General features: G+C 69.1%; 22 protein-coding genes and 1 pseudogene. 13 read left to right on the forward strand and 10 right to left on the reverse strand.

Features of this window, described 5'->3' with window-relative positions; all coding sequences use genetic code 11:
* Positions 1-16 precede the first annotated feature (16 nt).
* Positions 17-766 (forward strand): hypothetical protein, encoded by a 750-nt coding sequence (locus J2X34_RS08050; RefSeq protein WP_258557593.1) that lies wholly within the window; start codon positions 17-19, stop codon positions 764-766.
* Positions 767-779: 13 nt separating this feature from the next.
* On the opposite strand, the gene J2X34_RS08055 is transcribed toward J2X34_RS08050, so the two are convergent.
* From J2X34_RS08055 to J2X34_RS08065, 3 genes are all read right to left on the reverse strand, one after another.
* Positions 780-2456 (reverse strand): MDR family MFS transporter, encoded by a 1677-nt coding sequence (locus J2X34_RS08055; RefSeq protein ID WP_114718338.1) that lies wholly within the window; start codon positions 2454-2456, stop codon positions 780-782.
* Positions 2457-2527: 71 nt separating this feature from the next.
* The gene (locus J2X34_RS08060) at positions 2528-2983 is read right to left on the reverse strand and encodes a MarR family winged helix-turn-helix transcriptional regulator (RefSeq protein WP_114718337.1); all 456 of its coding nucleotides are present in this window, start codon (positions 2981-2983) and stop codon (positions 2528-2530) included.
* 76 nt (positions 2984-3059) lie between these two features.
* Positions 3060-3491, reverse strand: coding sequence for a MarR family winged helix-turn-helix transcriptional regulator (locus tag J2X34_RS08065; RefSeq protein ID WP_114718336.1), 432 nt, complete (start codon positions 3489-3491; stop codon positions 3060-3062).
* Between the two features lie 97 nt (positions 3492-3588).
* On the opposite strand from J2X34_RS08065, the gene J2X34_RS08070 reads away from it, so the two are divergent.
* Entirely contained in the window at positions 3589-5166 is a 1578-nt protein-coding gene (locus tag J2X34_RS08070; protein WP_429516516.1) for an FMN-binding glutamate synthase family protein, read from the forward strand.
* 9 nt (positions 5167-5175) lie between these two features.
* Here the strand turns inward: J2X34_RS08070 and J2X34_RS08075 are convergent, their stop codons facing one another.
* Positions 5176-5643 carry a hypothetical protein gene (locus tag J2X34_RS08075; protein ID WP_309473061.1) on the reverse strand — a complete coding sequence of 156 codons (468 nt, stop codon included), beginning with the start codon at positions 5641-5643 and terminating at the stop codon, positions 5176-5178.
* A gap of 183 nt (positions 5644-5826) precedes the next feature.
* Between J2X34_RS08075 and J2X34_RS08080 the strand changes: the two genes are divergently transcribed.
* The gene (locus tag J2X34_RS08080) at positions 5827-7038 is read left to right on the forward strand and encodes an AI-2E family transporter (protein ID WP_254622960.1); all 1212 of its coding nucleotides are present in this window, start codon (positions 5827-5829) and stop codon (positions 7036-7038) included.
* Here J2X34_RS08080 and J2X34_RS08085 read toward each other — a convergent pair.
* Both J2X34_RS08085 and J2X34_RS08090 read right to left on the reverse strand, forming a co-directional pair.
* Positions 7035-10016 carry an AAA family ATPase gene (locus J2X34_RS08085; protein ID WP_429516517.1) on the reverse strand — a complete coding sequence of 994 codons (2982 nt, stop codon included), beginning with the start codon at positions 10014-10016 and terminating at the stop codon, positions 7035-7037. The two genes, J2X34_RS08080 and J2X34_RS08085, sit on opposite strands and share 4 nt — an antisense overlap.
* On the reverse strand, positions 10013-11209 hold the full coding sequence (locus J2X34_RS08090) for a metallophosphoesterase family protein (protein ID WP_429516518.1): 1197 nt from the start codon (positions 11207-11209) through the stop codon (positions 10013-10015). The genes J2X34_RS08085 and J2X34_RS08090 overlap by 4 nt, the downstream gene beginning before the upstream one ends.
* A 173-nt stretch (positions 11210-11382) precedes the next feature.
* Between J2X34_RS08090 and J2X34_RS08095 the strand changes: the two genes are divergently transcribed.
* Positions 11383-12324 carry a DUF6542 domain-containing protein gene (locus J2X34_RS08095; protein WP_114718333.1) on the forward strand — a complete coding sequence of 314 codons (942 nt, stop codon included), beginning with the start codon at positions 11383-11385 and terminating at the stop codon, positions 12322-12324.
* Positions 12325-12391: 67 nt separating this feature from the next.
* On the opposite strand, the gene J2X34_RS08100 is transcribed toward J2X34_RS08095, so the two are convergent.
* Positions 12392-13396, reverse strand: coding sequence for a 4-hydroxy-3-methylbut-2-enyl diphosphate reductase (locus J2X34_RS08100; protein ID WP_114718332.1), 1005 nt, complete (start codon positions 13394-13396; stop codon positions 12392-12394).
* A gap of 107 nt (positions 13397-13503) precedes the next feature.
* Here J2X34_RS08100 and J2X34_RS08105 point away from each other — a divergent pair, with 107 nt between their 5' ends.
* The 3 genes from J2X34_RS08105 to J2X34_RS08115 are packed head-to-tail and all read left to right on the forward strand — an operon-like array spanning position 13504 to position 15617.
* Positions 13504-14118 carry a lipid droplet-associated protein gene (locus tag J2X34_RS08105; protein ID WP_114718331.1) on the forward strand — a complete coding sequence of 205 codons (615 nt, stop codon included), beginning with the start codon at positions 13504-13506 and terminating at the stop codon, positions 14116-14118.
* A complete protein-coding gene (gene xseA, locus J2X34_RS08110) occupies positions 14115-15377 on the forward strand; it encodes an exodeoxyribonuclease VII large subunit (RefSeq protein WP_114718330.1) in 1263 nt (420 codons plus the stop codon). The genes J2X34_RS08105 and xseA overlap by 4 nt, the downstream gene beginning before the upstream one ends.
* 6 nt (positions 15378-15383) lie before the next feature.
* On the forward strand, positions 15384-15617 hold the full coding sequence (locus J2X34_RS08115; RefSeq protein ID WP_114718329.1) for an exodeoxyribonuclease VII small subunit: 234 nt from the start codon (positions 15384-15386) through the stop codon (positions 15615-15617).
* A 31-nt stretch (positions 15618-15648) separates the two neighbouring features.
* Here the strand turns inward: J2X34_RS08115 and J2X34_RS08120 are convergent, their stop codons facing one another.
* Positions 15649-16269 (reverse strand): DUF4245 domain-containing protein, encoded by a 621-nt coding sequence (locus J2X34_RS08120; RefSeq protein WP_429516519.1) that lies wholly within the window; start codon positions 16267-16269, stop codon positions 15649-15651.
* A 131-nt stretch (positions 16270-16400) separates the two neighbouring features.
* Here J2X34_RS08120 and glpX point away from each other — a divergent pair, with 131 nt between their 5' ends.
* The 6 genes and pseudogenes from glpX (at position 16401) to J2X34_RS08150 (ending at position 22131) form a co-directional block, all read left to right on the forward strand.
* Positions 16401-17441 (forward strand): class II fructose-bisphosphatase, encoded by a 1041-nt coding sequence (gene glpX, locus J2X34_RS08125; protein ID WP_114718328.1) that lies wholly within the window; start codon positions 16401-16403, stop codon positions 17439-17441.
* Between the two features lie 97 nt (positions 17442-17538).
* Complete coding sequence (locus J2X34_RS08130) at positions 17539-18948, forward strand: class II fumarate hydratase (RefSeq protein ID WP_114718327.1); 1410 nt, start codon at positions 17539-17541, stop codon at positions 18946-18948.
* A 210-nt stretch (positions 18949-19158) separates the two neighbouring features.
* A pseudogene (locus J2X34_RS08135) lies at positions 19159-19836 on the forward strand (serine hydrolase); the annotation flags it as partial.
* Positions 19833-20258, forward strand: coding sequence for a limonene-1,2-epoxide hydrolase family protein (locus J2X34_RS08140; RefSeq protein WP_114718325.1), 426 nt, complete (start codon positions 19833-19835; stop codon positions 20256-20258). The pseudogene J2X34_RS08135 and the gene J2X34_RS08140, both read left to right, overlap by 4 nt.
* A 201-nt stretch (positions 20259-20459) precedes the next feature.
* Entirely contained in the window at positions 20460-21575 is a 1116-nt protein-coding gene (locus J2X34_RS08145) for a hypothetical protein (protein WP_429516520.1), read from the forward strand.
* 142 nt (positions 21576-21717) lie between these two features.
* Positions 21718-22131, forward strand: coding sequence for a carboxymuconolactone decarboxylase family protein (locus tag J2X34_RS08150; protein WP_114718323.1), 414 nt, complete (start codon positions 21718-21720; stop codon positions 22129-22131).
* Here J2X34_RS08150 and kstD read toward each other — a convergent pair.
* Both kstD and J2X34_RS08160 read right to left on the reverse strand, forming a co-directional pair.
* Complete coding sequence (gene kstD, locus J2X34_RS08155) at positions 22118-23821, reverse strand: 3-oxosteroid 1-dehydrogenase (protein WP_114718322.1); 1704 nt, start codon at positions 23819-23821, stop codon at positions 22118-22120. The genes J2X34_RS08150 and kstD overlap by 14 nt on opposite strands.
* A 221-nt stretch (positions 23822-24042) precedes the next feature.
* On the reverse strand, positions 24043-25353 hold the full coding sequence (locus tag J2X34_RS08160) for a PhoH family protein (RefSeq protein WP_114718321.1): 1311 nt from the start codon (positions 25351-25353) through the stop codon (positions 24043-24045).
* Between the last annotated feature and the right edge of the window lie 233 nt (positions 25354-25586).

The following is a 25586-nucleotide window of genomic DNA, read 5'->3' on the forward strand; positions in this document are numbered from 1 at the left end:
GTGTGATCCTGGCCCGATGACCGACCTCGACGACGGCGACTGGCGAGTCCGCGGGCTGACGATGTGCACCGACGCCGACTCGGGTCGTTGGATCACGGACGCCGTCCGGAACTTCGAGTACGACGTCGGCTCACTGGTGCCACCGGTGTTCGAGGCGTACGCGCGAATCTTCCACCCCGCCACCCTCCACACCGGACCGGGGTACGACGACCAAATCCCGGTGCGGTGGCAGGACGTCGCGGCGGCGAACGGCACCGTCGCGCATCCGGTGATGGAGTGGGGGTCGATCGTCGGGTCCTGGGATCTGGACGGCCAGCCCGGCCTGTGGGACGACGACCCCGATATCGGATCGTTTCCGGCGCCGCAGGCCCACGCGCTGGCAGCGGTGCTCGCCGGCTTCACCAACTCGCCGGACGCGTGCTGGTTCGCGCTGTGCGAGATCCTCAACGCGCTGGACGTCCCGCCCGGAATCGAACGGCTCGTCATGTCGGCTCGACCGATGATCGTGTTCCGGGGACCGCTCGCCGCGGCCGACGTACGGTTCTCGTCCTTCGGCCACGGCGCGAGCCTGTGGTGGCCCGATGACCGGGCGTGGTGCGTCGCGACCGACGTGGACCTCATGAGCACCTACGTCGGCGGCAGCGCCGCGTGCATCCGTGCGGTCCTGGAGTGCCCCGACGTCGAGGCGCTGCCGGTCCTCGACACACAAAGGGTGACGTGGGACAGCGATTCGGTGAATCCACTGCCCACGCCACCCTCTGGGTGAGTCGGACCTGCTCCTACTGCTTTCCGGGGTCGCCGGGCTTCACAGGGAGCGGGTCCACCAGGACGGGGTCGCCCTGGACGATCTCGGCGAGCTCGGCGTCGATGTCGTCGCCGTCCGCCTCGGCCCGGCGCTGGTCGTCGGCGCTGAAGGTGCGCAGCGCGACCTCCTTGATGAACAGGACCGCGGCGAGGCTGAGCAGCGAGACGATGCCGGAGATCAGGAAGATCCGCGCGGTTGCGTCACCGTAGGAGCCGCGAACGATGTCCGCGACGGGACCGGGCAGCTCGTTGAGGTTCGACAGCCCCGCTCCGGAGCCGCCGCCCGCACCGACGTCGATGCCGACCGCCGCCAGGCCCTTGGTGGTGAGGTCGGCGACATGGCTCGACAGCACCGCGCCGAGGACGGAGACGCCGGCCGCGCCACCGAGCGAGCGGAAGAACCCGACGGTCGAACTGGCCGAACCGAGATCCTCCGGGCTCACGGTGTTCTGCACCGCCAGCACCAGGTTCTGCATCGTCATGCCCATGCCGACGCCCAACACGAACAGGAAGCTGCCCAGCAGCACCATGTTGGTCTGGTGGTCGATCGTCGAGAGCAGGAAGAAGCCGACCGTCATCATGATCGAGCCGCCGACGATGAAGCCCTTCCAGCGGCCGAACTTGGTGATGAGCGAACCCGACACCGCGGACGAGACCATCGAACCGATGACCATCGGCAGCGTCAGCAGACCGGCCGCCGTCGGCGAGTAGCCGCGCGCGATCTGGAAGTACTGGCCCAGGAACACCGCGCCACCGAAGAGGGCGATGCCGACCGCGACGCTCGCGAGGGTTGCGAGGGCGGTGGTGCGGTCACGGAACAGCCGCAGCGGGATGATCGGATCCTTCGCCTTGGACTCGGCGAAGACCGCGAGCCCGAGCAGCACCACACCGAGCGCGACGAGGCCGTACGACACTCCCGACGCCCAGTCGAAGTTCTTGCCTGCCAGCGTCACCCAGATCAGCAGGGTGCTCACGCCCGACGCGATCAGCACCGCACCGAGGTAGTCGATGCTGACGTCCTTGCGGACCACGGGCAGGTTGAGGGTGCGCTGGACGAAGACCAACGCGATCACCGCGAGCGGGACGCCGACGAAGAACGTCCAGCGCCAGCCCAGCCAGCTGGTGTCGACGATGACGCCGCCGATCAGCGGCCCGGCGACCGTCGCGACGGACATCACGGCAGCGATCGGGCCCTGGTAGCGGCCACGCTCACGCGGGCTGAACATGCTCGCGATCACGATGACGACCAGTGCCTGGAGACCGCCGAGTCCGATGCCCTGGATCACACGGAATCCGATGAGCATGCCGACGGACTGCGACAGACCGGCCAGCATCGACCCGATCGTGAAGATCGCGATCGCCAGCTGGACCAGGAGCTTCTTGCTGACCAGGTCGGAGAACTTGCCCCAGATCGGGGTGGTGGCCGTGGAGGCCAGCAGCGTCGCGGTGACGACCCAGGTGTACTGGTCCTGCGTGCCGTGCAGATCGGTGATGATCGTCGGCAGCGCGTTCGAGACGATCGTCGACGACAGGAAGGCGACGAACATGCCGAGCAGCAGGCCCACGAGCGCCTGGATGCGCTGCTTGTGGGTCATCGGCGAATCGGATGACGGATCGAATGTCCCGGTGTCCCGGGTAGCAGATGTGCTCATGCAGAAACCTCACGAGTTGTTCGAGTGACCCCGAAAACAGTTGCGTAAAAAGTGAATTGAATAACTCGACGTCAAAGTGTCGAGATCGCGTCCGGGACCGACATACGCAAACGCGTGAGCCCGTCCACGAGCTGTTGCGCCTCGCCGTCGGTCCAGTCCGAGATCGAGGCCAGCAGCCATTCCCTCTGCCGTTCGCGGTGCCGACGTAGAACCGCTTCCCCCTCGTCGGTCAACGCGGGCAGGGTGGCCCGGCGATCGGCGGGATCGGGAACTCGCATCAGGTAGCCGAGATCCTCCGCATGGGCGATGTGCCGACTCAACGTCGAGGGAGTGATCCGCATCCGCTCGGCGAGCACGTTGCAGCGTCTCCCCTGACCGGTGGCGACGTGCGACAGCACCGCCCCCATCGGCTCGGTGAGCATGTCGCCGTCGGATTCGCGGGCCAGCGAGGCGGAGACCTCACGACCACGACGCACGAGATCGCGCAGACTGTCGAGCAGCGCGTCCGCCGTATCCGTAGCGACCATGACCCCTCCCAATTAGTTGAGTAGTACAACTATAGAGGTAATGGTTGTATCGCGCAACTAATATTCGAGTGGTGCTTCAGTCGGAGCAGTCGCCCAGGCGCCGCAGCAGCGTCGCGAGCTGACGGACGTCCTCGGGATCCCATCGCGACAGCCGCTCGCGCCACCGCGCGATGACGGCCTCCCGCGATTCGGTGAGCCTGCCGCGCCCGGGATCGGTGAGCGCGACCAGCCGGGCGCGGGCATCCTGCGGATCCGGACGGCGCTCGGCCAGGCCGAGGCGGACGAGAGCGTCGATCTGACGGGTCAGCGTCGACTTCTCGACCCCGAGCTCGGCGACCAGATCCGACATCGGGACCGCGTCGGCGCGGGTGAGGATCACGAGCAGCGGATAGCAGGCCGGGTCGAGTTTCGGATGGATCGCACGGGCCTGCGCACGTGATTGAATCCGTCCACGCCGCCACATGTCGACCAGCTCGGCCTCCAGCTCGGTGATCGGATCCGTGCTCATGTTCGTGGGCATCCCTTCGTGTCGACCGGTGCCGGTGGACACACCGACCGCAACGCCCGACAGGGTACGGCGCGCGTCCGGCGCCTACCATCGCCGCATGGTCCGTTGGTCGATCGTCGTCGGTGTCTGGGTCCTCGGTGCGGCCGCGGCAGTCGCGTCCACAGTCTTCTCGCCATGGTGGCTCGTCGCCACGATTCCGTTGGTTGCACTCGCGCTCGTCGGGACGTGGGATCTGTTGCAGCGGCGCCACAATGTGCTGCGCAACTACCCCATCCTCGGCCACATGCGCTTCCTCATGGAACACATCCGCCCCGAAATTCAGCAATACTTCATCGAAACGCCCACCGGCGGAACACCGTTCGACCGCGAGACGCGAGATCTGGTGTACCAGCGCGCGAAGGGCACGTTGGACGAGGAGCCGTTCGGCACCGAGCGGGACGTGCACGCGATCGGCTACGAATTCATGACGCACTCGCTGCGCGCCCGGACCGCACCCGCGGCCACGCCCTCGGTGCGCATCGGCGGCCCCGACTGCGGCCGCCCGTACGACATAGCGCTGCTCAACGTTTCGGCGATGAGCTTCGGGTCGCTGTCGGCGAACGCGATCGAGGCACTCAACGCCGGCGCCGCACGCGGCGGGTTCGCGCACGACACCGGCGAAGGCAGCATCAGCCGCCACCACCGCAAGCACGGCGGCGATCTGATCTGGGAGATCGCGTCCGGCTACTTCGGATGCCGCACCCCCGACGGCCGATTCGATCCCGAACAGTTCGCCGCCAAGGCCGCCGACGACCAGGTCAAGGCGATCTCGATCAAGCTCTCGCAGGGCGCCAAGCCCGGTCTCGGCGGTGTCCTGCCCGGCACCAAGGTGACCGCCGAGATCTCCGAGGCCCGCGGCGTCCCGATCGGGCAGACGGTGATCTCACCGCCCGCGCATCGCGAGTTCGGCACACCGCACGAGCTGATCGACTTCGTCGTGCGTCTGCGCACGCTCTCCGGCGGCAAGCCCGTCGGCTTCAAACTCTGCGTGGGGTCGCGCGTCGAGTTCCTCGCGATCTGCAAGGCCATGCTCGCGCGCGGCGTCACGCCGGACTTCGTGATCGTCGACGGCTCCGAGGGCGGCACCGGCGCCGGCCCCGTCGAGTTCGAGGACAACATGGGCATGCCGCTCACCGAGGGGCTCATGCTGGTGCACAACGCGCTCGTCGGCGTCGGCCTGCGCGACCGCATCAAGATCGGCGCCTCCGGGAAGGTCGCCAGCGGATCCGACATCGTCAAGCGCATCATCCAGGGAGCGGACTTCACCCTCGCGGCCCGCGCGATGATGTTCGCGGTCGGTTGCATCCAGGCGCAGAGCTGCCACACCAACCGGTGTCCGGTCGGCGTCGCCACCCAGGATCCGGCCCGGGCACAGGCTCTCGACGTGCCCGACAAGACGGCGCGGGTCTATCGGTTCCAGAAGGCGACCGTCGCCAGCGCCCAGCAGATGGTCGCGTCGATGGGCCTCGACGGCTTCGACGAGCTGGACCCGTCGATGCTGCACCGCCGGGTCGACGGCGTCACCACCCGCACGTACGACGAGCTCTACGACTGGCTCGAGCCGAAGGAACTGCTCGACCACGCCCGCGAGTCCTGGCGGCGCGACTGGCGCACCGCTGACCCGTCCCGGTTCTGATCGGCGGGTCTACGGGCAGGCGGGCCGGACGATCTGCAGGATCCGGTTGGCCTGATCCTCGGTCGGGACGGTGCCGTCGTTGGTCGCGACCTCGGTGACCTTCGCCACCAGATCCTGGTCGCTCGCGCCCGAGTCGATGGCCGTACACGTCTCCTTGACGATCGACTCGATCGACTCGTCGTCGCGGTCGCTCGACAGGTTCGGGTAGGCCGTCCGGAACGTGGCGGTGAACGCGGTCAGCTTCGCCTGGTCCCAGGCACCGCTGATGCCCGATACCGCGCTCGACGCGGTCGACTCGATGCTCGAGCGCAGCGCCTCGCCCGGTCCAGGCTCCGACGTGGCGGCGGAGCTGATCTTCTCCTTGGTTTCCTGGGATGTGCCGCCGTCGTTGCTGCACGCGGTGATCACGAACACGGCTGTGGTTGCGGCGACAATCGTGGCTGTGGTCTTGCCCGTGGTTTTCCAGATTCTCCCCATGCGCCGGATCCTACGGACGGTTCCGGCGGCGAACTCCGGGTTTCACCGCGTCGTGACCGGATCGATTACTCGAGCCCACTCCGGGAGAAATGCGTAGATTCAACGTCGACCATCACCGTCCGCCGGAAGGACCCTCGACCTGTGAGCGCCAAGAAGACCGCCCAGCCCACCGCGCGCCCGCGCATGCGTGATCGTGGCGAGGTGATCGGGGCCGGCGGATTGTGGCTGGCGAAGTGGTCGCTGTGCATCGCCGCGATCGCCGTCGGAGCGCTGGTGCTGGGCTGGATCCTGCAGAAGCTGTGGGTGATCGTCCTGCCCGTGCTGCTCGCGATCGTCGTCTGCACCGTGCTGTGGCCGCCCACCCGCGCCCTCACCAAGCGCGGCGTGCCCCCGGCCGGGGCGGCAGCGATCACGCTGCTCGTCTTCTTCGGCCTCTTCGGCGGCGTCGTGGCTCTGGTCGTGCCGTCGGTGGTAGACCAGGCCCCGGAACTCGCGAACAAGGCGACCCAGGGCATCCAGCAGGTTCAGGACTGGCTCAAGGGTCCGCCGATCAACCTGCAGGACGAGCAGATCGACACCGCGGTCCACGCCATCACGGCCAAGGTGCAAGAGAGCGGCACCGCGATCGCCTCGGGCGTGTTCAGCGGCGTCACCACCGCCGGATCGATGATCGTCACGCTCGGCCTGGTCCTGGTGCTGGCGTTCTTCTTCGTCAAGGACGGCCCGCGATTCATCCCGTGGCTGCACAGCGTGGGCGGTGGCCGGGCGGGACGGCATCTCGAAGAAGTCCTCGGCCGGATGTGGGACACCCTCGGCGGCTTCATCCGCACCCAGGCCCTCGTGAGCCTCATCGACGCCGTCTTCATCGGCGCGGGACTGCTGATCCTCGGTGTGCCGCTCGCCCCGGTTCTCGCGATCCTCACGTTCATCGGCGGCTTCATCCCGATCGTCGGTGCCTTCGTCGCCGGCGCACTCGCCGTCCTGGTCGCGCTCGTGGCCAACGGCGTGACCACCGCGCTGATCGTGCTCGCCATCATCATCGCGGTCCAGCAGATCGAGGGGAACGTGCTGCAGCCGGTGCTGCAGAGCAAGAGCATGAAGCTGCACGCCGTGATCGTGCTGCTGGCGGTCGCGGCCGGCAGCTCGCTGTTCGGCATCGTCGGCGCATTCCTCGCCGTGCCCGTCGCGGCCGTCGGCGCGGTGGTCATCCGGTACCTCGGTGAGCAGATCGACCACCGCCTCGAGGACGACGCGCTGCTCGACGCCGCCGAGGCGACCGCCGACGGCACCGCCACCGCGAACCCGGAGCCGGCGCCGGAGGAACCGAGCCCGCTCCAACCGGCACTCCCGAGCGGGAACTCCTCGGGGCCGACAGCGGAGTCCGCGCAGAGTTAGCCGGCGATCATCTCGACGGTGGACCCGGTCCGGCCCCGCACCACGTGCAGCCGGCTCGGGATCCGCTGCCGCATCTCGTCCACGTGGCTGACGATGCCGACCACGCGGCCGCCCTCGCGTAGTTCGTCGAGCACACCCATCACCAGGTCGAGGGTGTCGGCGTCGAGGGTGCCGAAGCCCTCGTCGATGAACATCGTGTCGAGCACCACACCGCCGGACTCGGCGGCCACGACGTCGGCGAGACCGAGTGCCAGCGACAGCGACGCGAGGAACGACTCGCCACCCGAGAGCGTCTTCGCCGAGCGGACGACGCCGGTGTAGTCGTCACGGATGTCCAGGCCCAGCCCGCCGCGGCGGCCACGCGAACCGGCCTCGTCGGAGTGCACGAACTCGTAGCGTCCGGCCGACATCCGGCGCAGCCGCACCGACGCCGACACCGCGACCTCCTCGAGCCGAGAGGCCAGGACGTACGACCGCAGCGACATCTTGCGCGAGTTCTGGCCGCGCCCCTCGACGACGTCGGCCAGTCCGGCCAGCTCGTCGTGCTGCGCCAGCACCGGCCCCAGGCCCTTCATCGCGGCCGCGAGTTGGGTCGTCAACCGCTCGACGTTGGTGCGGCGGGTCTCCGCCTCGGCCACCACCGTGGCGGCAACCTCCACCGCCGTCGCGGCCTCGCGCGCCGTCGCTTCCGGCACCGACGGGTCCACCGGGTCGAGGGCCGCGATCGCCTGGACGTCGGGTTCGGACAGCACCGCGTTGGCGGCGACGAGCCGGTCCCGGGCCGCGGTCAGGACCGCATCGATCTGCTCGATCCGCGCCGCGGGCCGCACCGCCGCAAGCGCCTCGGCCAGCGAGGCGAAGCCGGCGTCGGCCGCTGCCGTTTGTGCCCGGTCCGACAGTTCACGTGCGGCGGTGTCGAGCGTGGCGGCGCGATCGCGGGCGTCGAGCAATTCGGCGGCCCGGGTCGCGAGGACATCAAACCGCTCCCGCCGGGCCGGCACGCTCCGATCGGTCCCGGCAGCCTCCACCATCCGGTCGCGCATCCGGCGGACCTGTTCGTCGGCGGACTCGATGCGCGTCTCGAGCGCGGTGCGCTCGTTGTCCACCGCGCGCGACTGTTCTTCCAACTGCACACCGCGGGAACGCAGTTCGTCTACCGCACCGGTCGCCCGCGCGAGCCTGGCCGCTGCGTCCCGCGCGCGCTCGACGTCGGCGGTCGCGACAGCATGCGCCTGCCGCAGCGCGTCACGGTCCCCGTCGCCGCCACGCTGGATCAGCAGATCCGCGGTCCGTTCGAGCTGGGTGACCCGCTCGGTCTCCGCCTCGAATGCGGAGGCGGCCTTCTGTTCGGCGACCCGTGCGGCGTCCTCGTCGGCCTTGGTGACGGTGGAGTCGCCGGGACGCGCGGGCTCGGGATGCTCGACCGAGCCGCAGACCGCACACTTGTCGCCGTCGACCAGTTCCGCGGCCAGCTCGGCAGCCATGCCGGCGATGCGCCGCTCCCGCAGGTCGAGCAATCGGTCCCGAGCGTCCTGGTGGCGGGTCCTGGCGTTCGCGGCGCCCTGGCGTCGTTCGCCCAGGGAGGCGCGGGTCGACATCAACTCGGTCGCCGCGGCCGCGGCGTCCGCGGCGCGGGCGCAGGTCTCCTCCAGGGCCGGCAATGCCGCCTGCGCATGCTCGGCGGACCGCACCGCCTCCTCCGCCGCGCGCAGTTCCTCCGGCCACTGCACGCGGGCGCTCGCCAGCTCCTGCGCGCGGCGGGACAGCTCGGCGCCGCGGCCACGCATCGCCTCCAGATCGCGACCGAGCTGATCGGCGGTCCGGGCCTCCGCGAGCAGGGCGTCCAGGCGGACCACCTCCGCGGTCCAGTCCCGCGCCTGCGCCCGGATCGTGTCCCGGTCCGTCTCGGTCTGCGGCCACGACAGCGGGGCGACCAGACCGGCACCGTCCGCGGATGCGCTCAGGCCGTCGGCGAGGGCACGGGCGCGCGAGACCGCGGTCTCGGCGTCCCGCGCGGCGGACTCGGCATCCGCGGCGACGGCACCAACGGCGGCGGCGCGACGTGCGCGGTCGACCTCGGCGGCGAGTTCGTCACGCTCGGCTGCACCCGACTCGAGCTGCGCCAGTTCGGCATTCGCGCGGGCCCGTCGAAGCTGGAGGTCGTGCACGCGACGTGACTCGGCGGCGGCAGCGCGCGCCTTCTCCTCGACCGTGCGGGTACGTGCGAGTTCCACCGACGCCAGGTCGACCGTCTCGGCCGCCTGCTCCAGCAGTTTCCTCGACCAGCTCAGTGGGTCGCCTTCGGTGCCCACCTCGATGCCCGCGGCGGTCGAGACCCGCGCCAGCAGCAGGTCCACCTGCTTGCGGTGCTCCTCGACCCGGGCCGCGCTGGCCCGCCGCCGGTCCACGAACCACTGCTCGACGGACTTGAACCGAATGGTGTCGAACAGTTTCTCGAGCAGCTTGCCGCGGTCCTCGTTGTCGGCCCGCAGGAACTTCGCGAACTCCCCCTGGGGCAGCAGCACCACCTGGAAGAACTGATCCGAGGTCATCCCCAGCAGCCGCTCGACCTCCCGCGCGATGTCGGGGATCCGGGACAGGTTCTCGCCGTTGCCGTCCAGCCACTCGAGCGTCGCCTTCGCGTTCTCCGTGATGGTCCCCGCGCCGCGCTTCTTGGCTCGCTGGTACTCGGGCGAGCGGGTGAGGCGTAGCCGGCGTCCCCCGATGGTCGCCTCGAGCCGGACGGTCGGCACCGAGCCCTCCGGCGCATGGTCCGACAGCAGTCGCTTGCCGTCCTTGCGGGCGCCGGGCACCGTGCCGTACAGCGCGAACGCCACCGCGTCGAGGATCGTCGTCTTGCCCGCGCCCGTCTGGCCGTGCAGCAGAAACAGTCCGTCCGAGCCGAGCTCGTCGAAGTCGACCTCGACGGTCCGGGCGAACGGCCCGAACGCGCTCACCTCCAGGTTGTGCAGCCTCACGCCGAGACCTCCATCGCGTCGGCGCGCGGGGCGCCGCCGGACACCGACTCCTCCGGCGCAGTGGAACTGCGCAGCGCCTGCTCGAGCAGGCGCACCTCCCCCACCGTCGCGCCGCTGCGGACATCGGAGACGAAGCTCTGCGCCACCTCCAGGTCCGAGCGCCCGCGCACCCGGTCACGGTACTTGAGCTCCGGATTTCCTTCGGGGCGTTGCCATTCCATGTGCACGGCATACGGGAACCGGGTCTGCAGGGCGCGCATCGCGTCGACCGGCCGTAGCGGATCGGTGAGCACCGCGGACACGTAGTGCTCCTCCGCGGATGCGAACGCCGCGTCACTGAGCAGTTCGTCGAGCGTTCCGACCAGCTGGCTGAGCCCCCGCACGACCGGCAGATCGATCCGCTCCACCGCGGCGAGCCCGTCCGCGTCGACGTCGACCAACCACACCGACTTGCGGTGCGAGCGCTCCCCGAACGAGTACGGCAGCGGCGAGCCGCTGTAGCGGACGTGCTCGGCCAGCGTCTGCGGCGAGTGCAGGTGCCCGAGTGCGACATAGTCGACACCGTCGAACGCGGACGCCGACACCGTCTCGACGCCACCGACCGAGATCGAGCGCTCCGAGCCGGTCGCCTCGCCGCCGACGACGAAGGCGTGCGCGAGCAGCACCGAGCGCAGCCCCGACGCATCCGCTCTGCGCGTATCGAGATCCGCGCGGACGCGGGCCATCGCGACGTCGAGGATGTCGGCGTGCGAACGCGCGTGGGGCGCGTCGAGCTCCGCGCGTGTGATCTCGGGCTCGAGGTAGGGGATGCCGTAGAACGCGACCGGGCCGTGCTCGTCGTCGAGCAGCACCGGGGTATCCAACTCCCCCACCCGGGTCAGGAGGTGCAGGCCACCGGCCGCCGCGAACGCCGCACCCGCGCCGAGGCGCACCGGCGAGTCGTGATTACCCGATGTGGCGACAATCACCGCACCGGCTGCCCGGATCGCCTCGAAGCCCCGGTTGCAGACCGTGACCGCGTCCGCACTCGGGATCGAACGGTCGTACACGTCACCGGGGACGACCACGACGTCGACATCGCGCGCGGTGACCGTCTCCGCGATCGCATCGAGCACCCGCGCCTGGTCGTCGAGCAGGTCGACGCCGTGGAACGTGCGACCGATGTGCCAGTCGGACGTGTGCAGGATCCTCATGCCGCAAGACGGTAGAGCACACCGCCGACACCACGCCGATGTGGACGTGGCAGTCTCGGCTGTGTCACGAGGATGCTCGAGCGCCGGCCGGCAGCCTTCGCATCGGCCGATTTCTCGGCTTCCGACGGTCCCGCCAACGAATCAACCCGACCGTTAGCGACTACTGTCGAAGTGTGTCCGCAACCCAACGTGCTAGATCCGGGGTGCCGCTCGACCAGAGATCGGCCCTCCCCACCATTCCCGGCATACCCGCCTGGGGAGCTGTCGCAGTCGCCGCTGGGTTGACCTTCCTCGGCTTCGCATTCGACGGTATGTCGGGCAACGAGCTGACCTCGACCTTCTCGACGATGTACTTCCTCGGGTGTGTGCTGGCGGTCCTCGCCGTCCGCCAGCGGGGATTGTTCACCGCGGTCGTGCAGCCGCCGCTGCTCCTGTTCGTCGCGGTGCCGATCGGTCAGCAGGTGCTCACCGACAATGCCGGCACCGGACTCAAGGACCTCGCGTTCAACGTCGCGATTCCACTGGTCAACCGCTTCCCGTTGATGCTGGCCGCCACTGTCGTGGTGGCGCTGATCGCCGGCGCCCGGACGTTCCTCGTCCAGCAGAGCAAGAGTGCACCCGCTCGTTCCCGTGGTCGGCGGACGTCCGCCCGTCCCGCCCGCACCGAGGCGCGCACGGATCGCCGCGACGAGCAGGCCCCCGCCGCCCGCCGTTCGCGCCCCCGCCGTGATGCCCGTGAGCCCGACCGCGAACCCATCCGTGATCCTCGCGTCTCGCGCCCGTCCCACGACCCCGCCACGGCGCATGCGCCGTCGTACAACGGCACCTACGCGGGCCCCGACCAGCGTCGCGGACGCGACGGGTATCACGACCCCGTTCCCCGCGAGCCGATTCGTCACGAGCCGATCCGCCGGGAGCCGGTCTATCGCGACACGGCACGCAGGGAGAACGCGCGTCGCGACAATGTGTACGACGAGCCGATCGCCAGGAACCGCGAGCCCCTCGATCGCGATCCGATCCCGGTCCGCACGGCCCGCCCGGTGGCAGATGCCCCCGCGCACCCGATGCCGCAGGTCCGCTACCGCCAGCGCCGCGAACCCCCGATCGATCAGTAGCCGAAACCGAAAAACCGCCCTGGGACGAAACCTCGTCCAGGGGCGGTCTTCGTTCGCTGGGTGGCCGCTATGCGCGGGCGGCCCGCAGCTCACGCGGCAAGGCGAACACGAGCGTCTCGTTGGCGGTGGTCACCGGCTGTACGTCGTCGAAACCGTGCTCGGCGAGCAGGTCGATGACGCCTCGGACCAGGATCTCCGGTACCGAGGCACCCGACGTGATGCCGACCGTGCGGACCCCGTCGAGCCAGGCGAGGTCCACCTCACGGGCGTAATCCACCAGATACGCGGCCCGGGCGCCCGCACCGAGCGCGACCTCGACCAGGCGCACCGAGTTCGACGAGTTCCGCGAGCCGACGACGATCACCAGATCGCATTCGGGGGCCATCGCCTTGACCGCGACCTGACGGTTCTGGGTGGCGTAGCAGATGTCGTCGCTCGGCGGATCCTGCAGCTTCGGGAACTTCTGCCGCAGGCGCTCGACGGTCTCCATGGTCTCGTCGACCGACAGCGTCGTCTGCGACAGCCAGATCACCTTGTCCTCGTCGCGAACCGTGATCGAGTCCACCGAGTCGGGACCGTCGACGATCTGCACGTGCTCGGGTGCCTCACCGGCGGTGCCCTCGACCTCCTCGTGACCCTCGTGGCCGATCAGCAGGATGTCGTAGTCGTCGCGGGCGAACCGCTTGGCCTCCTGGTGCACCTTGGTCACCAGCGGGCACGTCGCGTCGATGGTGTGCAGGCTGCGCTCCGCGGCCGCCGCATGCACGGCCGGGGACACCCCGTGTGCTGAGAACACGAGTACCGAGTTCTCGGGCACCTCGTCGGTCTCGTCGACGAAGACGACGCCCCGCTCCGCGAGCGTGTCCACGACGTGCCGGTTGTGCACGATCTCCTTGCGCACGTAGATCGGAGCACCGTGCTTCTCGAGTGCCTTCTCGACCGTCTCGACCGCGCGGTCGACGCCCGCGCAGTAGCCACGCGGCTCGGCGAGAAGGATCCGCTTGCCCGCACCGGCCGCGTCGGAACCCGCAGATCGTGCGATACCCAGATTGAGAGGAACTGCCGAAGACATGACCCCAGCCTACGGGGCAGGTCGTCGCCCACCCCCGCAGCACACCACTCGCCGACGTTCGGTCCCGTCAGCTACCAAATAGCGCCATCGTGAGGCAGGCTGTTTGCATGATCCGTCCCCCGTTCGTGGCGCGCGTCGCCGCCGGAATGGCCATCACGGCCTACGAAGAGGCGCTCAAGCTGCCGTCCACGGCCGTGACACTGCCGATGACCGCGGTCAGCCAGGTCCTGCAGACGACGATGCGGATGCAGCAGTCCATGACTGCGCTCGCGATCAAGGGCGACCAGGCGTTCTGCCTGCTCAACCGAGCCGAGGAGGAACCGTCGTGGGCGGTGTTCGACGAGGACCACACCTCCGACTTCGACACCGACGGTGAAGTCGATGTCGACGACGACCGGCCCGCGGCACCGGGCAGGTTCGCGCTGTACTCGATGACGCCCGCCGACAACGGCGACGCGGGGGAACCGGCGTCGAACCCGGCGGCCCCCACCGCGAAGACGACCCCGGAGAAGACGACCGACGATTCCGACGAGATCCCGGTTCCGGAGATCGCCGAGGAACTCGACTACGCGGCGCTCACGCTCGCCCAACTGCGCTCTCGCCTGCGGTCGCTGTCGGTGGAGGATCTGACGACGCTGCTCGAGTACGAGGAGCGCACCGCGGCCCGGGCGCCGTTCCAGACCATGCTCGCCAACCGCATCACCTCCGCCAAAGCCAAGTGACTTCCGCGCGCCCCGCCTCCGCCGCCAGCGGCCCGTCGACCAGCACGGCCGAACAGCCCTGGCCGGTCCGGACCGTCTCCACCAAGGTCGCGCAGTGGATCGATCGACTCGGCAGTGTGTGGGTCGAAGGTCAGATCACCCAGATCAACGCCAGGCCGGGGACACGGACCGCGTTTCTCGTCCTGCGCGATCCGTCGGTCGACATGTCGTTGTCGGTGACGTGCTCGCCGCAACTGCTGCGGGACGCCCCCGTACCGCTCACCGAGGGCAGCCGGGTGGTGATGTTCGGCAAGCTGTCGTTCTACACCGGCCGCGGCAGCGTCTCGCTGCGGGTGACGGAGATCCGCGCGGTCGGCATCGGCGAACTGCTGGCCCGGATCGAGCGGCTGCGCGCGCTGCTGGCCGCAGAGGGCCTGTTCGACCCGCGGCTCAAGCGTCCGCTGCCGTTCCTGCCCGGCACGATCGGCCTCGTCACCGGACGGGCCAGCGCTGCCGAACGGGACGTGCTCAGCGTTGCCGAGCGCCGCTGGCCGGCCGTGCGGTTCGAGGTTCGCAACACCGCCGTGCAGGGCCCCACCGCGGTGCCGCAGATCATCGAAGCGCTCGAGGAACTGGACCGCGACCCACGCGTGGACGTGATCATCCTCGCCCGCGGCGGCGGCAGCGTCGAGGATCTGCTGCCGTTCTCGGACGAGACGCTGTGCCGCGCGATCGTCAAGTGCACCACCCCGGTGGTGAGCGCGATCGGCCACGAACCGGACAGCCCGCTCAGTGACCACGTCGCCGATCTGCGGGCGGCCACGCCCACCGACGCCGCCAAGCGGGTCGTGCCGGACGCCGTCGCCGAGCAGGCACTGGTGTCCGATCTGCGGCAGCGGAGCGCCGCCGCACTGCGGAACTGGGTGCAGCGCGAGTCTCATCTGGTCGCGCAACTCCGCAGCCGCCCGGTACTCGCCGACCCGCTGCAGGCCGTCGACCGTCGGGCCGAGGAAGTCGAACGGTTGCGTGACGCCGCGCGCCGGGACGTGACGCGCGCGATCGCCACCGAGTCGACCACCGTCGAACATCTCCAGGCCCGACTGACGACCCTCGGGCCGGCCGCGACCCTCGCGCGGGGCTACGCGGTGGTCCAGCGGGTGTTGGGGGACGCCGAACCCGAGGTGCTGCGGTCGGTGGACGACGCGCCGCCGGGAACGCAGATTCGAGTCAGATTGGCAGACGGCGCCGTCCGTGCCGCCGTGATGGGAAGAGAGTCCTGAGCAACCATGAGCAACTCTGATGTCGCCGAACTCGGCTACGAGGCGGCCCGGGACGAACTGGTCGTCGTCGTGAAGACCCTCGAGCTGGGTGGCCTCGACCTGGACGAATCGCTGGCGCTGTGGGAGCGCGGCGAGGCGCTGGCGAAGCGCTGCGAGGAGCATCTCGCCGGTGCCCGCAAGCGGGTCGAGGACGCGCTCGCCCACTCCGACAACGCGGCAGACGCGACAGACGACGACTAGCCGACGGCGGTGTCTGCCGCGAGCCGCGGTCCTAGCGCTGCAACGGCTCGACGCCGCTGATCGCGGTCGCGAGCTGTGTGAAGTCTTCCGCCGGGGCCGGCCCGGTGACAAGCACGCGGGCGTCTCCGAAGTCGGAGATCCAGATCGCCTCGGAGTCACCGTCGTCGAACACGTCCCACGTGCGGCCGCCGATCTGCTCGGTGCCGGTCTGGATGCGCGGCTCCCCGGCGATGAACGGGACCAGTGCCTCGACGGTGGCATCACTCTGGGTCAGCTGGATGTAGCGGCCGACCTCGGTGATGAACCCGATGTTGCTCGAGTCGCCGCCACCGTCACCGGAGACGATGCTCCGGCTGCCCGAGTTCGGGGTCCAGCCCTCGGGGATCTCCGGCTGCCGGATCGGGAACCCGAGCTCGCGGGAGTCGTACTTGAACGCGGCGTCGGCGTCGAAGCTGGGGATCGGACCCGGCTTGGGGCCACCCGGGCTGAACGAGCACTGGCTCGCGATTGCCGCGATCAGCAGACACGCCAGGACGAGCGGGATGAGCGACCACGCCATGTCGTGGCCGTTCTGCAGAATGCGGGGCTTCTTCTCTGGCACGGTGTCCAGTATTCCTGTTCCGCCGTCGAGGTGGCCCAGCAGCCCACTCATCGTGGGGGTTCTGAAAGAATCATCTCGAGATTCGTCCACCGAATCGACGGCACGGCCGCACTGCGGTCGGCCGTCCCATCGTGTCGGCCACCACATCGCGCCGACCGTGACTGCAGCAGGAGGCACTGCCCATGACGGCCAGCACCCCATCGAGTCGCCGCGAGGCCCCCGACCGCAACCTCGCACTCGAGTTGGTGCGCGTCACCGAGGCGGGCGCCCTGGCAGCCGGCCGGTGGGTCGGACGTGGCGACAAGGAGGGTGGCGACGGCGCCGCCGTCGACGCGATGCGTGAACTCGTCTCCTCTGTCTCGATGAACGGCGTCGTCGTCATCGGTGAGGGCGAGAAGGACGAAGCGCCGATGCTGTACAACGGCGAGCACGTTGGCAACGGTGACGGCCCGGACTGCGACTTCGCGGTCGACCCGGTCGACGGCACGACGCTGATGTCGAAGGGCATGCCGAACGCGATCTCCGTGCTCGCGGTCGCCGAGCGCGGCGCGATGTTCGACCCGTCCGCCGTGTTCTACATGGAGAAGATCGCGGTCGGCCCCGAGGCCGCCGACGTCATCGACATCAGCGATCCGATCGCCGAGAACATCAAGCGCGTCGCCAAGATCAAGAAGGCGTCGGTCTCCGACGTCACGGTGTGCATCCTGGATCGTCCGCGCCACGCCGAGCTGATCCAGTCGGTCCGCGACACCGGTGCGCGCATCCGCCTGATCTCCGACGGCGATGTCGCCGGCGCCATCGCCGCGGCCCGCCCCGAGTCCGGCACGGACATGCTCGTCGGCATCGGCGGCACCCCGGAGGGCATCATCGCCGCGGCCGCAATGCGCTGCATGGGCGGTGTCCTGCAGGGCAAGCTGGCCCCGAAGGACGACGAGGAGCGCCAGAAGGCGATCGACGCCGGCCACGACCTGGACCGCGTGCTCGTCACCGAGGACCTCGTCTCCGGCGAGAACGTCTTCTTCTGCGCGACCGGTGTCACCGACGGTGACCTGCTGCGCGGCGTCCGCTACTACGGCGGCGGCGCGTCGACCCAGTCGATCGTCATGCGCTCGAAGTCGGGCACGGTCCGCATGATCGACGCCTACCACCGCCTCGAGAAGCTGAGCGAGTACTCGGCCATCGATTTCCAGGGTGTCGACGGAGCCATCCCGCCGTCGTTCTGACGGGTTCTCCGGCAATACACCAGCTGAAGGGTCCCTTCGTGCGCTGCGAGCGCACGAAGGGACCCTTCGGCCGTTGTGGCGGTGGCAAGCTGGGTCCATGACCGACAGCACCGATCCCCAGTTCCGCATCGAGCACGACACGATGGGCGAGGTCCGCGTCCCGGTCGACGCGCTGTGGCGCGCGCAGACGCAACGGGCCGTCGAGAACTTCCCGATCTCCGGCCGCGGCCTCGAACGCGCACAGATCCGCGCGATGGGGCTCCTCAAGGCCGCCTGCGCACAGGTCAACAAGGATCTCGGGCTACTCGAACCGCAGAAGGCGGACGCGATCATCGCCGCTGCCGCCGAGATCGCCGACGGTCGCCATGACGACCAGTTCCCGATCGACGTGTTCCAGACCGGCTCGGGCACCAGCTCCAACATGAACGCCAACGAGGTCATCGCGAGCCTCGCCGCGAACGCCGGCGTGACCGTGCACCCCAACGACGACGTCAACATGTCGCAGTCGTCCAACGACACCTTCCCCACCGCCACGCACGTCGCCGCCACCGAGGCCGCCGTCAAGGACCTCGTGCCCGCGCTGGATCACCTGCGGCTCGCCCTGTTCGACAAGGCCACCCAGTGGAAGACGGTGGTCAAGTCCGGCCGTACGCATCTGATGGACGCCGTCCCGGTCACCCTGGGTCAGGAGTTCGGTGGCTATGCCCACCAGATCGAGGCAGGAATCGAGCGAGTGCTCGCGACGCTCCCCCGCCTGGGTGAACTGCCCATCGGCGGCACCGCCGTCGGCACCGGGCTCAATGCGCCCGACGGGTTCGGCCCGCGCGTCGTCGCCGAACTCGTCCGCAGCACCGGGCTGGACGCCCTGACCCCGGCCCGCAACAGTTTCGAGGCGCAGGCCGCCCGCGACGGCCTGGTCGAGGCGTCCGGCGCGCTGCGCACCGTCGCGGTGTCCCTGACGAAGATCGCCAACGACATCCGCTGGATGGGGTCGGGGCCGCTCACCGGTCTCGGTGAGATCCGGCTGCCCGACCTGCAGCCCGGCAGTTCGATCATGCCCGGCAAGGTCAATCCCGTTCTGCCCGAGGCGGTCACGCAGGTCGCGGCCCAGGTCGTCGGCAACGACGCCACCGTTGCGTGGGGCGGCGCCGCGGGCGCGTTCGAGCTCAACGTCTACATCCCGGTGATGGCCCGCAACCTGCTCGAGTCGTTCCGGCTGCTGGCCAACGTCTCCCGGCTGTTCGCCGACCGCTGCATCGTGGGGTTGGAGGCGAACGAGGAGCACCTGCGTACGCTCGCGGAGTCGTCGCCGTCGATCGTCACCCCACTCAACTCGGCGATCGGCTACGAGGAGGCGGCCGCGGTCGCCAAGCAGGCGCTCGGGGAGAAGAAGACCATCCGCCAGACGGTGATCGACCGCGGACTGATCGGCGACGGGCTGACGGAGGCCGAACTGGATCGGCGGCTCGATGTACTCGCCATGACGAAGGTGGAGCCCACCGAGTAGACCGAGGCCCGCGGATTCCCCTGCGGTGCACGGCACACCGGCCTACCATCCGACTGGAGAGAAGGGCCCACCATGCGCGTATTCCGTCGCGGTGCACTCGCGGTCGCGGTCGTGTGTCGGTGCTGGCGACCGCATGCAGTTCCGCCCCGAACGAGAATACGGCGGCGCCTCCGCTGTCCGAGGCCTCGGTGGCCGACGCCGTCGCGCAGCCTCGAGCGACTACGACTGCTGCCGCTCGAACCGTTCCGGGATTCCTACGCCTACACCAACTTCGGACTCACAGCGGCCGTGGGACACATGAAGGTCGACGGCAAGGACGCCGCGCAGGCGGTGCGCGAGCCCGACGCCCAGTCCCCGGCCGGCGGCGTCAGCTCGTCGGTCACCGATCTCACCGCGTGGCTGAAGATGCTGCTGGCCGACGGGCAGGTCGACGGGAGGCAACTGATTCCCGCCGAGGCGCTGCTGCCGGCGATCTCCCCGCAGAGCGTCTCGTCGCCGCCCACCGGCCCGGACGCGCGCGCCGGCTTCTACGGGTTCGGGTTCAACGTCGGCACGAGCCCCGCCGGACGGGTCACGCTCAGCCACTCCGGGGCCTTCTCGCTGGGCGCCGCTACGAACTTCGTCGCGATCCCCTCCGCCGACGTCGAGATCGCCGCCCTCACCAACGCGGCGCCGGTCGGCGTACCGGAGACTCTCACCGCCGAATTCGCGGATCTGGTGCAGTTCGGCGAGATCCGGGAGGACTGGACGGCGCTGTACAAGGAGAAGTTCTCCAAGTTCGACGCCCCGGAAGGATCGATCTCCAAGGCCACCTTCACCGGGAACACCGTCGTGCTCGAGTCCTTCGACACCGACCACCTCGGCACCTTCACCAGGAGTGCACCATGAACACGACATCGGACGCCGACCGCCGCGACGCTGCCGTCCGAGTGGTCGAGGACTTCTTCTCGGCACTCGCCGACATGGACGTGGACCGCGCCGTCGCACACCTCACGGACGACATCGTCTGGCAGAACCGGACACTGCCGACGCTGCGCGGCCTGCCCGCGGTGACCCGGGCGCTCGCGTTCGCGAATCGCCCAGCGTGCCGATTCGACGCCGTGATGCACCACGTCGCGAGCGACGGCGACACCGTGCTCAGCGACCGCACCGACACGCTCTACATCGGGCCGCTGCGGTCCACGTTCTGGGTGTGCGGAACGTTCGAGATGCGCGACGGCCGGATCGCGCTCTGGCGGGACCGCTTCAGCTGGGGCAACCTCGCCGTCGGCACCGTGACGGCGACGGCCCGCTCCCTCCTTCGGCGGTAGCGGTCCGAAGTGCAGCCCTCCCGCGAACGGCACCTGCTCGACCGCCGAGTTCCGTCGTAGTGCATGCAGATTCGGACAACCCCTGAATCCTGAACATCTTCGGCCAAATTTCCGATTAACGCTCGAAGTCGGCAATCGCGTCGATATCCTCCGCCGGGCGCGGCTTCACGCGCCGATTCCAACCGTCCGAAGGAGTGTTCGTTGGCAAGGATTGCTCGACTTCTCACCGGCGCAGTCGCGTCGGCAGCGGTACTGACGGCCCTGACCGGGGTCGCGTCAGCCCAGACCGGCAGCCTCGGGTCTGTCGGGACCGACAGTCTCGGGAACATCGGGACCGGCAGTCTCCGCTCCCTCGGGACTGGCAGCGACGGACCTTCCGAGGTGAACCTGGACGAGGCATTCCCGGGGATGCGGATCAACTTCGACGGCCAGGAGGGGTACTTGGGCAGCGACCTCGGCGACGGCAGGAAGGGGACATCGGGAGTTTGCACGCTCGGGGTCGTCGGCACCGATTCCGCGGGACGCAACGTCGGCATCACCGCAGGGCACTGCAACCCCGGCACCGCGCTCTGGGACCTCAATCCCAAGCACCCGGGCGCGACCCGCGGCGTCGAGAACCTCGAGAACAACCATCCGGTGTTCAACACCCGCACCGCGAACGGCGCAGAACCGATCGGCTGGATCCGCTGGGTGGACGACAACACCTGCGATACCGATCCGATCGACGTCTTTCCGAACGGCGCGAAGTGTGTCCTGAAGGACCCCGTCACCGGCGCGGAGACTCCCGCAGTGGACCACACCGATCCCGACAGCACGACCGACTACATGGTCATCGAGTTCGCGCCGCGCATGCGGTTGACCAGTCAGGTCAAGGACAAAAACGGCCATGAGGTGATGAGCACGACCGGGGACACCAAGTTCAAGATCGACTCGATCTTCCGGGATGCCAGTGGCGCGGTCGCCGTGCCGACGAACCCACAGTACGTGGAGAACTTCGGGTCGTCCTCGGACCGCCGCACCATCGAAGAACGATTCACGGGGTGGGCGGACGATCTTCTGTTCCAGGCCAGCGCCCCTAGTTCCGGCGTAGTCGGCGCACCCATGGACGGCGGACTGTTCCGCTCGGGCGCGGCATTCGTTCCCGGCGATTCGGGCGGCCCGGTGGCTCTGCGCGGGACGGGACAGTGGGTCGGCATCATCACGGCCGCCGACGGGACCGTGCTGATGCCGTGGGTGAACACGTCGGCGAAGAACATCCTCGCGGATCTCAACCCCCGCGGCGTCGTCGGAAGCGGATTCACGCCGAGCACCAGCTGACACCGTGGCGGCGGCCGTGTGCGCTCGGCGGGCCGTACCCGCTGAGCACACACGGCCGGCGCCACGGCAGACCTAGTAGGCTCGCAGTCCGTGCGGTACCGGCGATGCGTGCTGCCAGACCCCACACAGGAAGCCGACCGCGATGACCGAACAGCACCAGAACACCTCCCCCGCATTCCAGGCCGGACTCGACGTCCGCACCGAGGTGATGGGCGCCGACTTCGTCGAACGGGCCTTCGAGCGCACCCGCGGCACGGACTCGGAGGACATCCAGGAATTCATCACCGAACACGTGTGGGGTTCGGTGTGGACGCGGCCGGGCCTGGACCGCCGCAGCCGCAGCCTGATCAACCTCGGCATGCTCATCGCGCTGCGCGCCGAGAACGAACTGCGCGGCCACGTGCGCGGCGCGCTGCGGAACGGGCTGACCCGCAACGAGATCGTCGAGGCCGTCATCCACGCGAGCGCCTACTGCGGCGCCCCCGCCGGACTGGCCGCGATGCGCGTCGTGCAGGAGGTCCTCGAGGCCGAACTGGGGCCGCTCAGCGAGGACTGACGGACCGGCCCGCCTTCGCCGCAATATCCAGGGCCGCAAGGTAACCGAACACCAGTGCGGGGCCGATGGTGGCGCCCGGTCCGGCGTACGTGTGCCCCATCACCGGCGCACTGGTGTTACCGGCCGCGTACAGCCCGTCGATCACCGAGCCGTCCTCACGCAGGGCCCGTCCCGCGACGTCGGTGACGATGCCACCCTTGGTACCCAGGTCGCCGGGCACCATCTGCGCGGCATAGAACGGCGCCTTGGTGAGCTCACCGAGACTGGGATTGGGCTTGTTGGTGATGTCGCCGTAGTAGTGCTCGTACTTGCTCTCGCCGCGGTGGAAGTCCTCGTCGACGCCGGTGCGGGCGAAGCCGTTGAACTGTCGGACCGTCGCGGCGAGCGTGCCGGCCGGGATCCCGATCTTCTCGGCCAGCGCCTCGACGGTGGACGCCTTGACGATCGCCCCGCTCTCGAGCCACTTGCGCGGCAGCGGACTGCGCGCGGTCACCCCGGCGAACAGGTAGCGGTCGCGGTAGGTCTGGTCGAAGATCAGCCAGCAGGGCAGGTTCTCGCCCGGACCGTCACCCTGACCGAACTCGCCTCCGTACATGCGGTGCGTCGCCTCGACGTAGGGCAGTGACTCGTTCATGAAGCGCTCGCCGCGGTCGTTGACCATGATGCTGCGCGGCAGCGACCGCTCCGCGAGCGCGAACCACGGTCCCCGCGGCAGCGGAATGGACGGGGCCCACCATGCGTCGTCCATGAAATCGATTGCGGCGCCGACCTTCAGACCCGCATTGATGCCGTCGCCGGTGTTGGACGGGGCGCCGATGGTCCAGTCCGCACCGATCGGCGCCCGCTGATACTTCTTGCGCATCTCGTCGTTGGCGTCGAATCCGCCGCAGGCCAGCACGACACCGTGCTCGGCGCGCAGCGTGGATGTCCGACCGCCGGACTCGACCACCACACCGGTGACCTTCCCGTCCTCGACGACCAGGTCGACCAGTCCGGTGTTCAGGCGCAACGGAATTCCGGCCTCACGCACCCCCAGCAGCAACTCGGCCATCAGTGCGCCGCCCATGCCGATGAGCTTCTGCCGGCGCGCCTTGGCCACGAAGGTTCGCATGCCCACCCGGACCATCCGAACCGGCCCGCGCCAGTGCCGCAGTCCGGTGCTGAGCCACCGGTAATCCGACTGCTTCACTACGACGTTCAGCGGAGCCTTGCTGTACGTCGGGTGCAGGGTGCCGAGGTCGGACCCCAGCTTGGCGGCATCGAACGGCTTCGGCTCGCAGGACCGCCCGGTCGACAGGCCGCCCGGCGCCTCCGGGTAGTAGTCCGAATAGTTCTTCACCCACTCGAGATTCAGCGCCGAGTGGTCGATGAGGAACTGCAGGGCTTCGGGGCCACGGTCGATGTAGGTGTCGATCCGGGCCGGATCCACTCCGGGCCCGATGATGCTGTGCAGGTAGGTGCGGGCGGCCTCGACGTCGTCGGCGGGCGCCTCCCGCTTCAGCACGGAGTTGCCGGGGATCCACACGCCGCCGCCCGAACGCGACGTCGAGCCGCCCCAGTACTCGGACTTCTCGACGATGACGACCTTCAGGCCCTGTGCGGCGGCCGTGATCGCAGCGGACATACCGGCCCCGCCGGCACCCACCACGACCACGTCGAACTGTTCGTCCCGTTCCGTCTGCGCTGCCATGACCGCTCCTGATCCGAGTGTGAAATAGAGTGCCCAAAATCTAGAACACGTTTCACTATTGATCAACGATTTGGCGCAGAAACCTAGCCTAAACTGGCCTTATCCCTTCGGTGATCCGGACTCACGGACTGATATTGACTACCACTCCGGCCCGGGCGCCGTGGCCGAATGTCACACACGTTCAATCCAGCTGAACGTGTGTGACATTCGGCCGGTCGGGGTCAGGCGGTGGGACCGAACTCCTCAAGCATCTCCGTCACCAGGGCCGCGATGGGCGAACGCTCACTGCGGGTGAGGGTGACGTGCGCGAACAGCGGGTGTCCCTTGAGCTTCTCGATGACCGCCGCGACGCCGTCGTGTCGGCCGACACGCAGGTTGTCACGCTGGGCGACGTCGTGGGTGAGCACCACTCGCGAACCGCTGCCGAGCCGGGACAGCACGGTGAGCAGGACGTTGCGTTCGAGCGACTGCGCCTCGTCGACGATCACGAACGAATCGTGCAGCGAGCGGCCACGAATGTGCGTGAGCGGCAACACTTCCAGCATGCCACGGCTGAGCACCTCTTCCATCACCTCGGGGCTCGCGAGGCCGTCGAGGGTATCGAAGACGGCCTGCGCCCACGGCCCCATCTTCTCGCTCTCGCTGCCGGGCAGGTAGCCGAGTTCCTGGCCGCCGACCGCGTACAGCGGCCGGAACACGACGACCTTGCGGTGACTGCGCCGTTCGAGCACCGCCTCGAGCCCCGCCGTCAGCGCCAGCGCGGACTTGCCGGTGCCTGCCTTGCCGCCGAGCGAAACGATGCCGACGCTCTCGTCGAGCAGCAGATCGAGTGCGACGCGTTGCTCCGCGGAGCGGCCGTGGAGGCCGAACGCCTCCCGCTCGCCCCGCACCAGTTGCACCCGCTTGTCCGCGGTGACCCGCCCCAGCGCGCTCGACCGTTCGCCCAGCAGTCGGATACCCGTGTGGCACGGCAACTCCCGGGCCTCGTCCAGATCGACGATCCCCTCGGAGAACAGCTGATCGATGACGCCGGACTCGACATCCAACTCGGTCATCCCGGTCCAACCGGACGGGACGACGTCGTGCGCGCGGAACTCGTCGGCGGGCAGACCCACGGCGCCGGCCTTCACACGCAGCGGGATGTCCTTGCTGACCAGCACCACGTCCCGGCCCTCGGCGGCGAGGTTGAGGGCACAGGCGAGGATCCTGGAATCGTTACTGTCCGTGCGGAATCCGACAGGAAGTACCGACGGATCGGTGTGGTTGAGCTCCACCTGAAGGGTGCCGTTCTCGGAGCCGATGGGCACCGGACGGTCGAGCCGACCGAACTCGAGACGAAGGTCGTCGAGCATCCGCAGTGCTTCGCGGGCGAACCATCCCAGCTCGTGATGGTGACGCTTGTCCTCGAGTTCGCTGATCACGACCAGCGGTAGGACCACCTCGTGTTCGGCGAATCTACTGACAGCCCACGGGTCCGAGAGCAGGACCGAGGTGTCGAGGACGTAGGTGCGGACGGAGCTGATTGCGGTCACGTGAGGCTCCTCGTTGTCTGCGTGGCACCCGCGCAAACGTGTTCGCTGGACCGGTCCGAACCCGAGTGTCAATCGACACGAGGGCCGGGCGCCGGCCCTCTCGCACTGACTGCATCAGCCACGATCAGGACCTCCCGTACAGTCAGCTACCCCTGCTGCCTGTTATCCGGGACGCTACGCCTGTCCAGGAGGAGCGCGACGCTCGCGCGCGGCGTGTCGAGTGAACGCCGCGT

The sequence above is a fragment of the Rhodococcus sp. BE178 genome (genome assembly GCF_050433545.1).
GTDB lineage: Bacteria > Actinomycetota > Actinomycetes > Mycobacteriales > Mycobacteriaceae > Prescottella.

Coding starts and splice junctions, on each gene's coding strand:
- J2X34_RS08050 (WP_258557593.1), top strand. CDS start 17: ATGACCGACCTCGACGACGGCGACTGGCGAGTCCGCGGGCTGACGATG.
- J2X34_RS08055 (WP_114718338.1), bottom strand. CDS start 2,456: ATGAGCACATCTGCTACCCGGGACACCGGGACATTCGATCCGTCATCC.
- J2X34_RS08060 (WP_114718337.1), bottom strand. CDS start 2,983: ATGGTCGCTACGGATACGGCGGACGCGCTGCTCGACAGTCTGCGCGAT.
- J2X34_RS08065 (WP_114718336.1), bottom strand. CDS start 3,491: ATGAGCACGGATCCGATCACCGAGCTGGAGGCCGAGCTGGTCGACATG.
- J2X34_RS08070 (WP_429516516.1), top strand. CDS start 3,589: ATGGTCCGTTGGTCGATCGTCGTCGGTGTCTGGGTCCTCGGTGCGGCC.
- J2X34_RS08075 (WP_309473061.1), bottom strand. CDS start 5,643: ATGGGGAGAATCTGGAAAACCACGGGCAAGACCACAGCCACGATTGTC.
- J2X34_RS08080 (WP_254622960.1), top strand. CDS start 5,827: ATGCGTGATCGTGGCGAGGTGATCGGGGCCGGCGGATTGTGGCTGGCG.
- J2X34_RS08090 (WP_429516518.1), bottom strand. CDS start 11,209: ATGAGGATCCTGCACACGTCCGACTGGCACATCGGTCGCACGTTCCAC.
- J2X34_RS08100 (WP_114718332.1), bottom strand. CDS start 13,396: ATGTCTTCGGCAGTTCCTCTCAATCTGGGTATCGCACGATCTGCGGGT.
- J2X34_RS08105 (WP_114718331.1), top strand. CDS start 13,504: ATGATCCGTCCCCCGTTCGTGGCGCGCGTCGCCGCCGGAATGGCCATC.
- J2X34_RS08115 (WP_114718329.1), top strand. CDS start 15,384: ATGAGCAACTCTGATGTCGCCGAACTCGGCTACGAGGCGGCCCGGGAC.
- J2X34_RS08120 (WP_429516519.1), bottom strand. CDS start 16,269: ATGAGTGGGCTGCTGGGCCACCTCGACGGCGGAACAGGAATACTGGAC.
- glpX (WP_114718328.1), top strand. CDS start 16,401: ATGACGGCCAGCACCCCATCGAGTCGCCGCGAGGCCCCCGACCGCAAC.
- J2X34_RS08130 (WP_114718327.1), top strand. CDS start 17,539: ATGACCGACAGCACCGATCCCCAGTTCCGCATCGAGCACGACACGATG.
- J2X34_RS08140 (WP_114718325.1), top strand. CDS start 19,833: ATGAACACGACATCGGACGCCGACCGCCGCGACGCTGCCGTCCGAGTG.
- J2X34_RS08150 (WP_114718323.1), top strand. CDS start 21,718: ATGACCGAACAGCACCAGAACACCTCCCCCGCATTCCAGGCCGGACTC.
- kstD (WP_114718322.1), bottom strand. CDS start 23,821: ATGGCAGCGCAGACGGAACGGGACGAACAGTTCGACGTGGTCGTGGTG.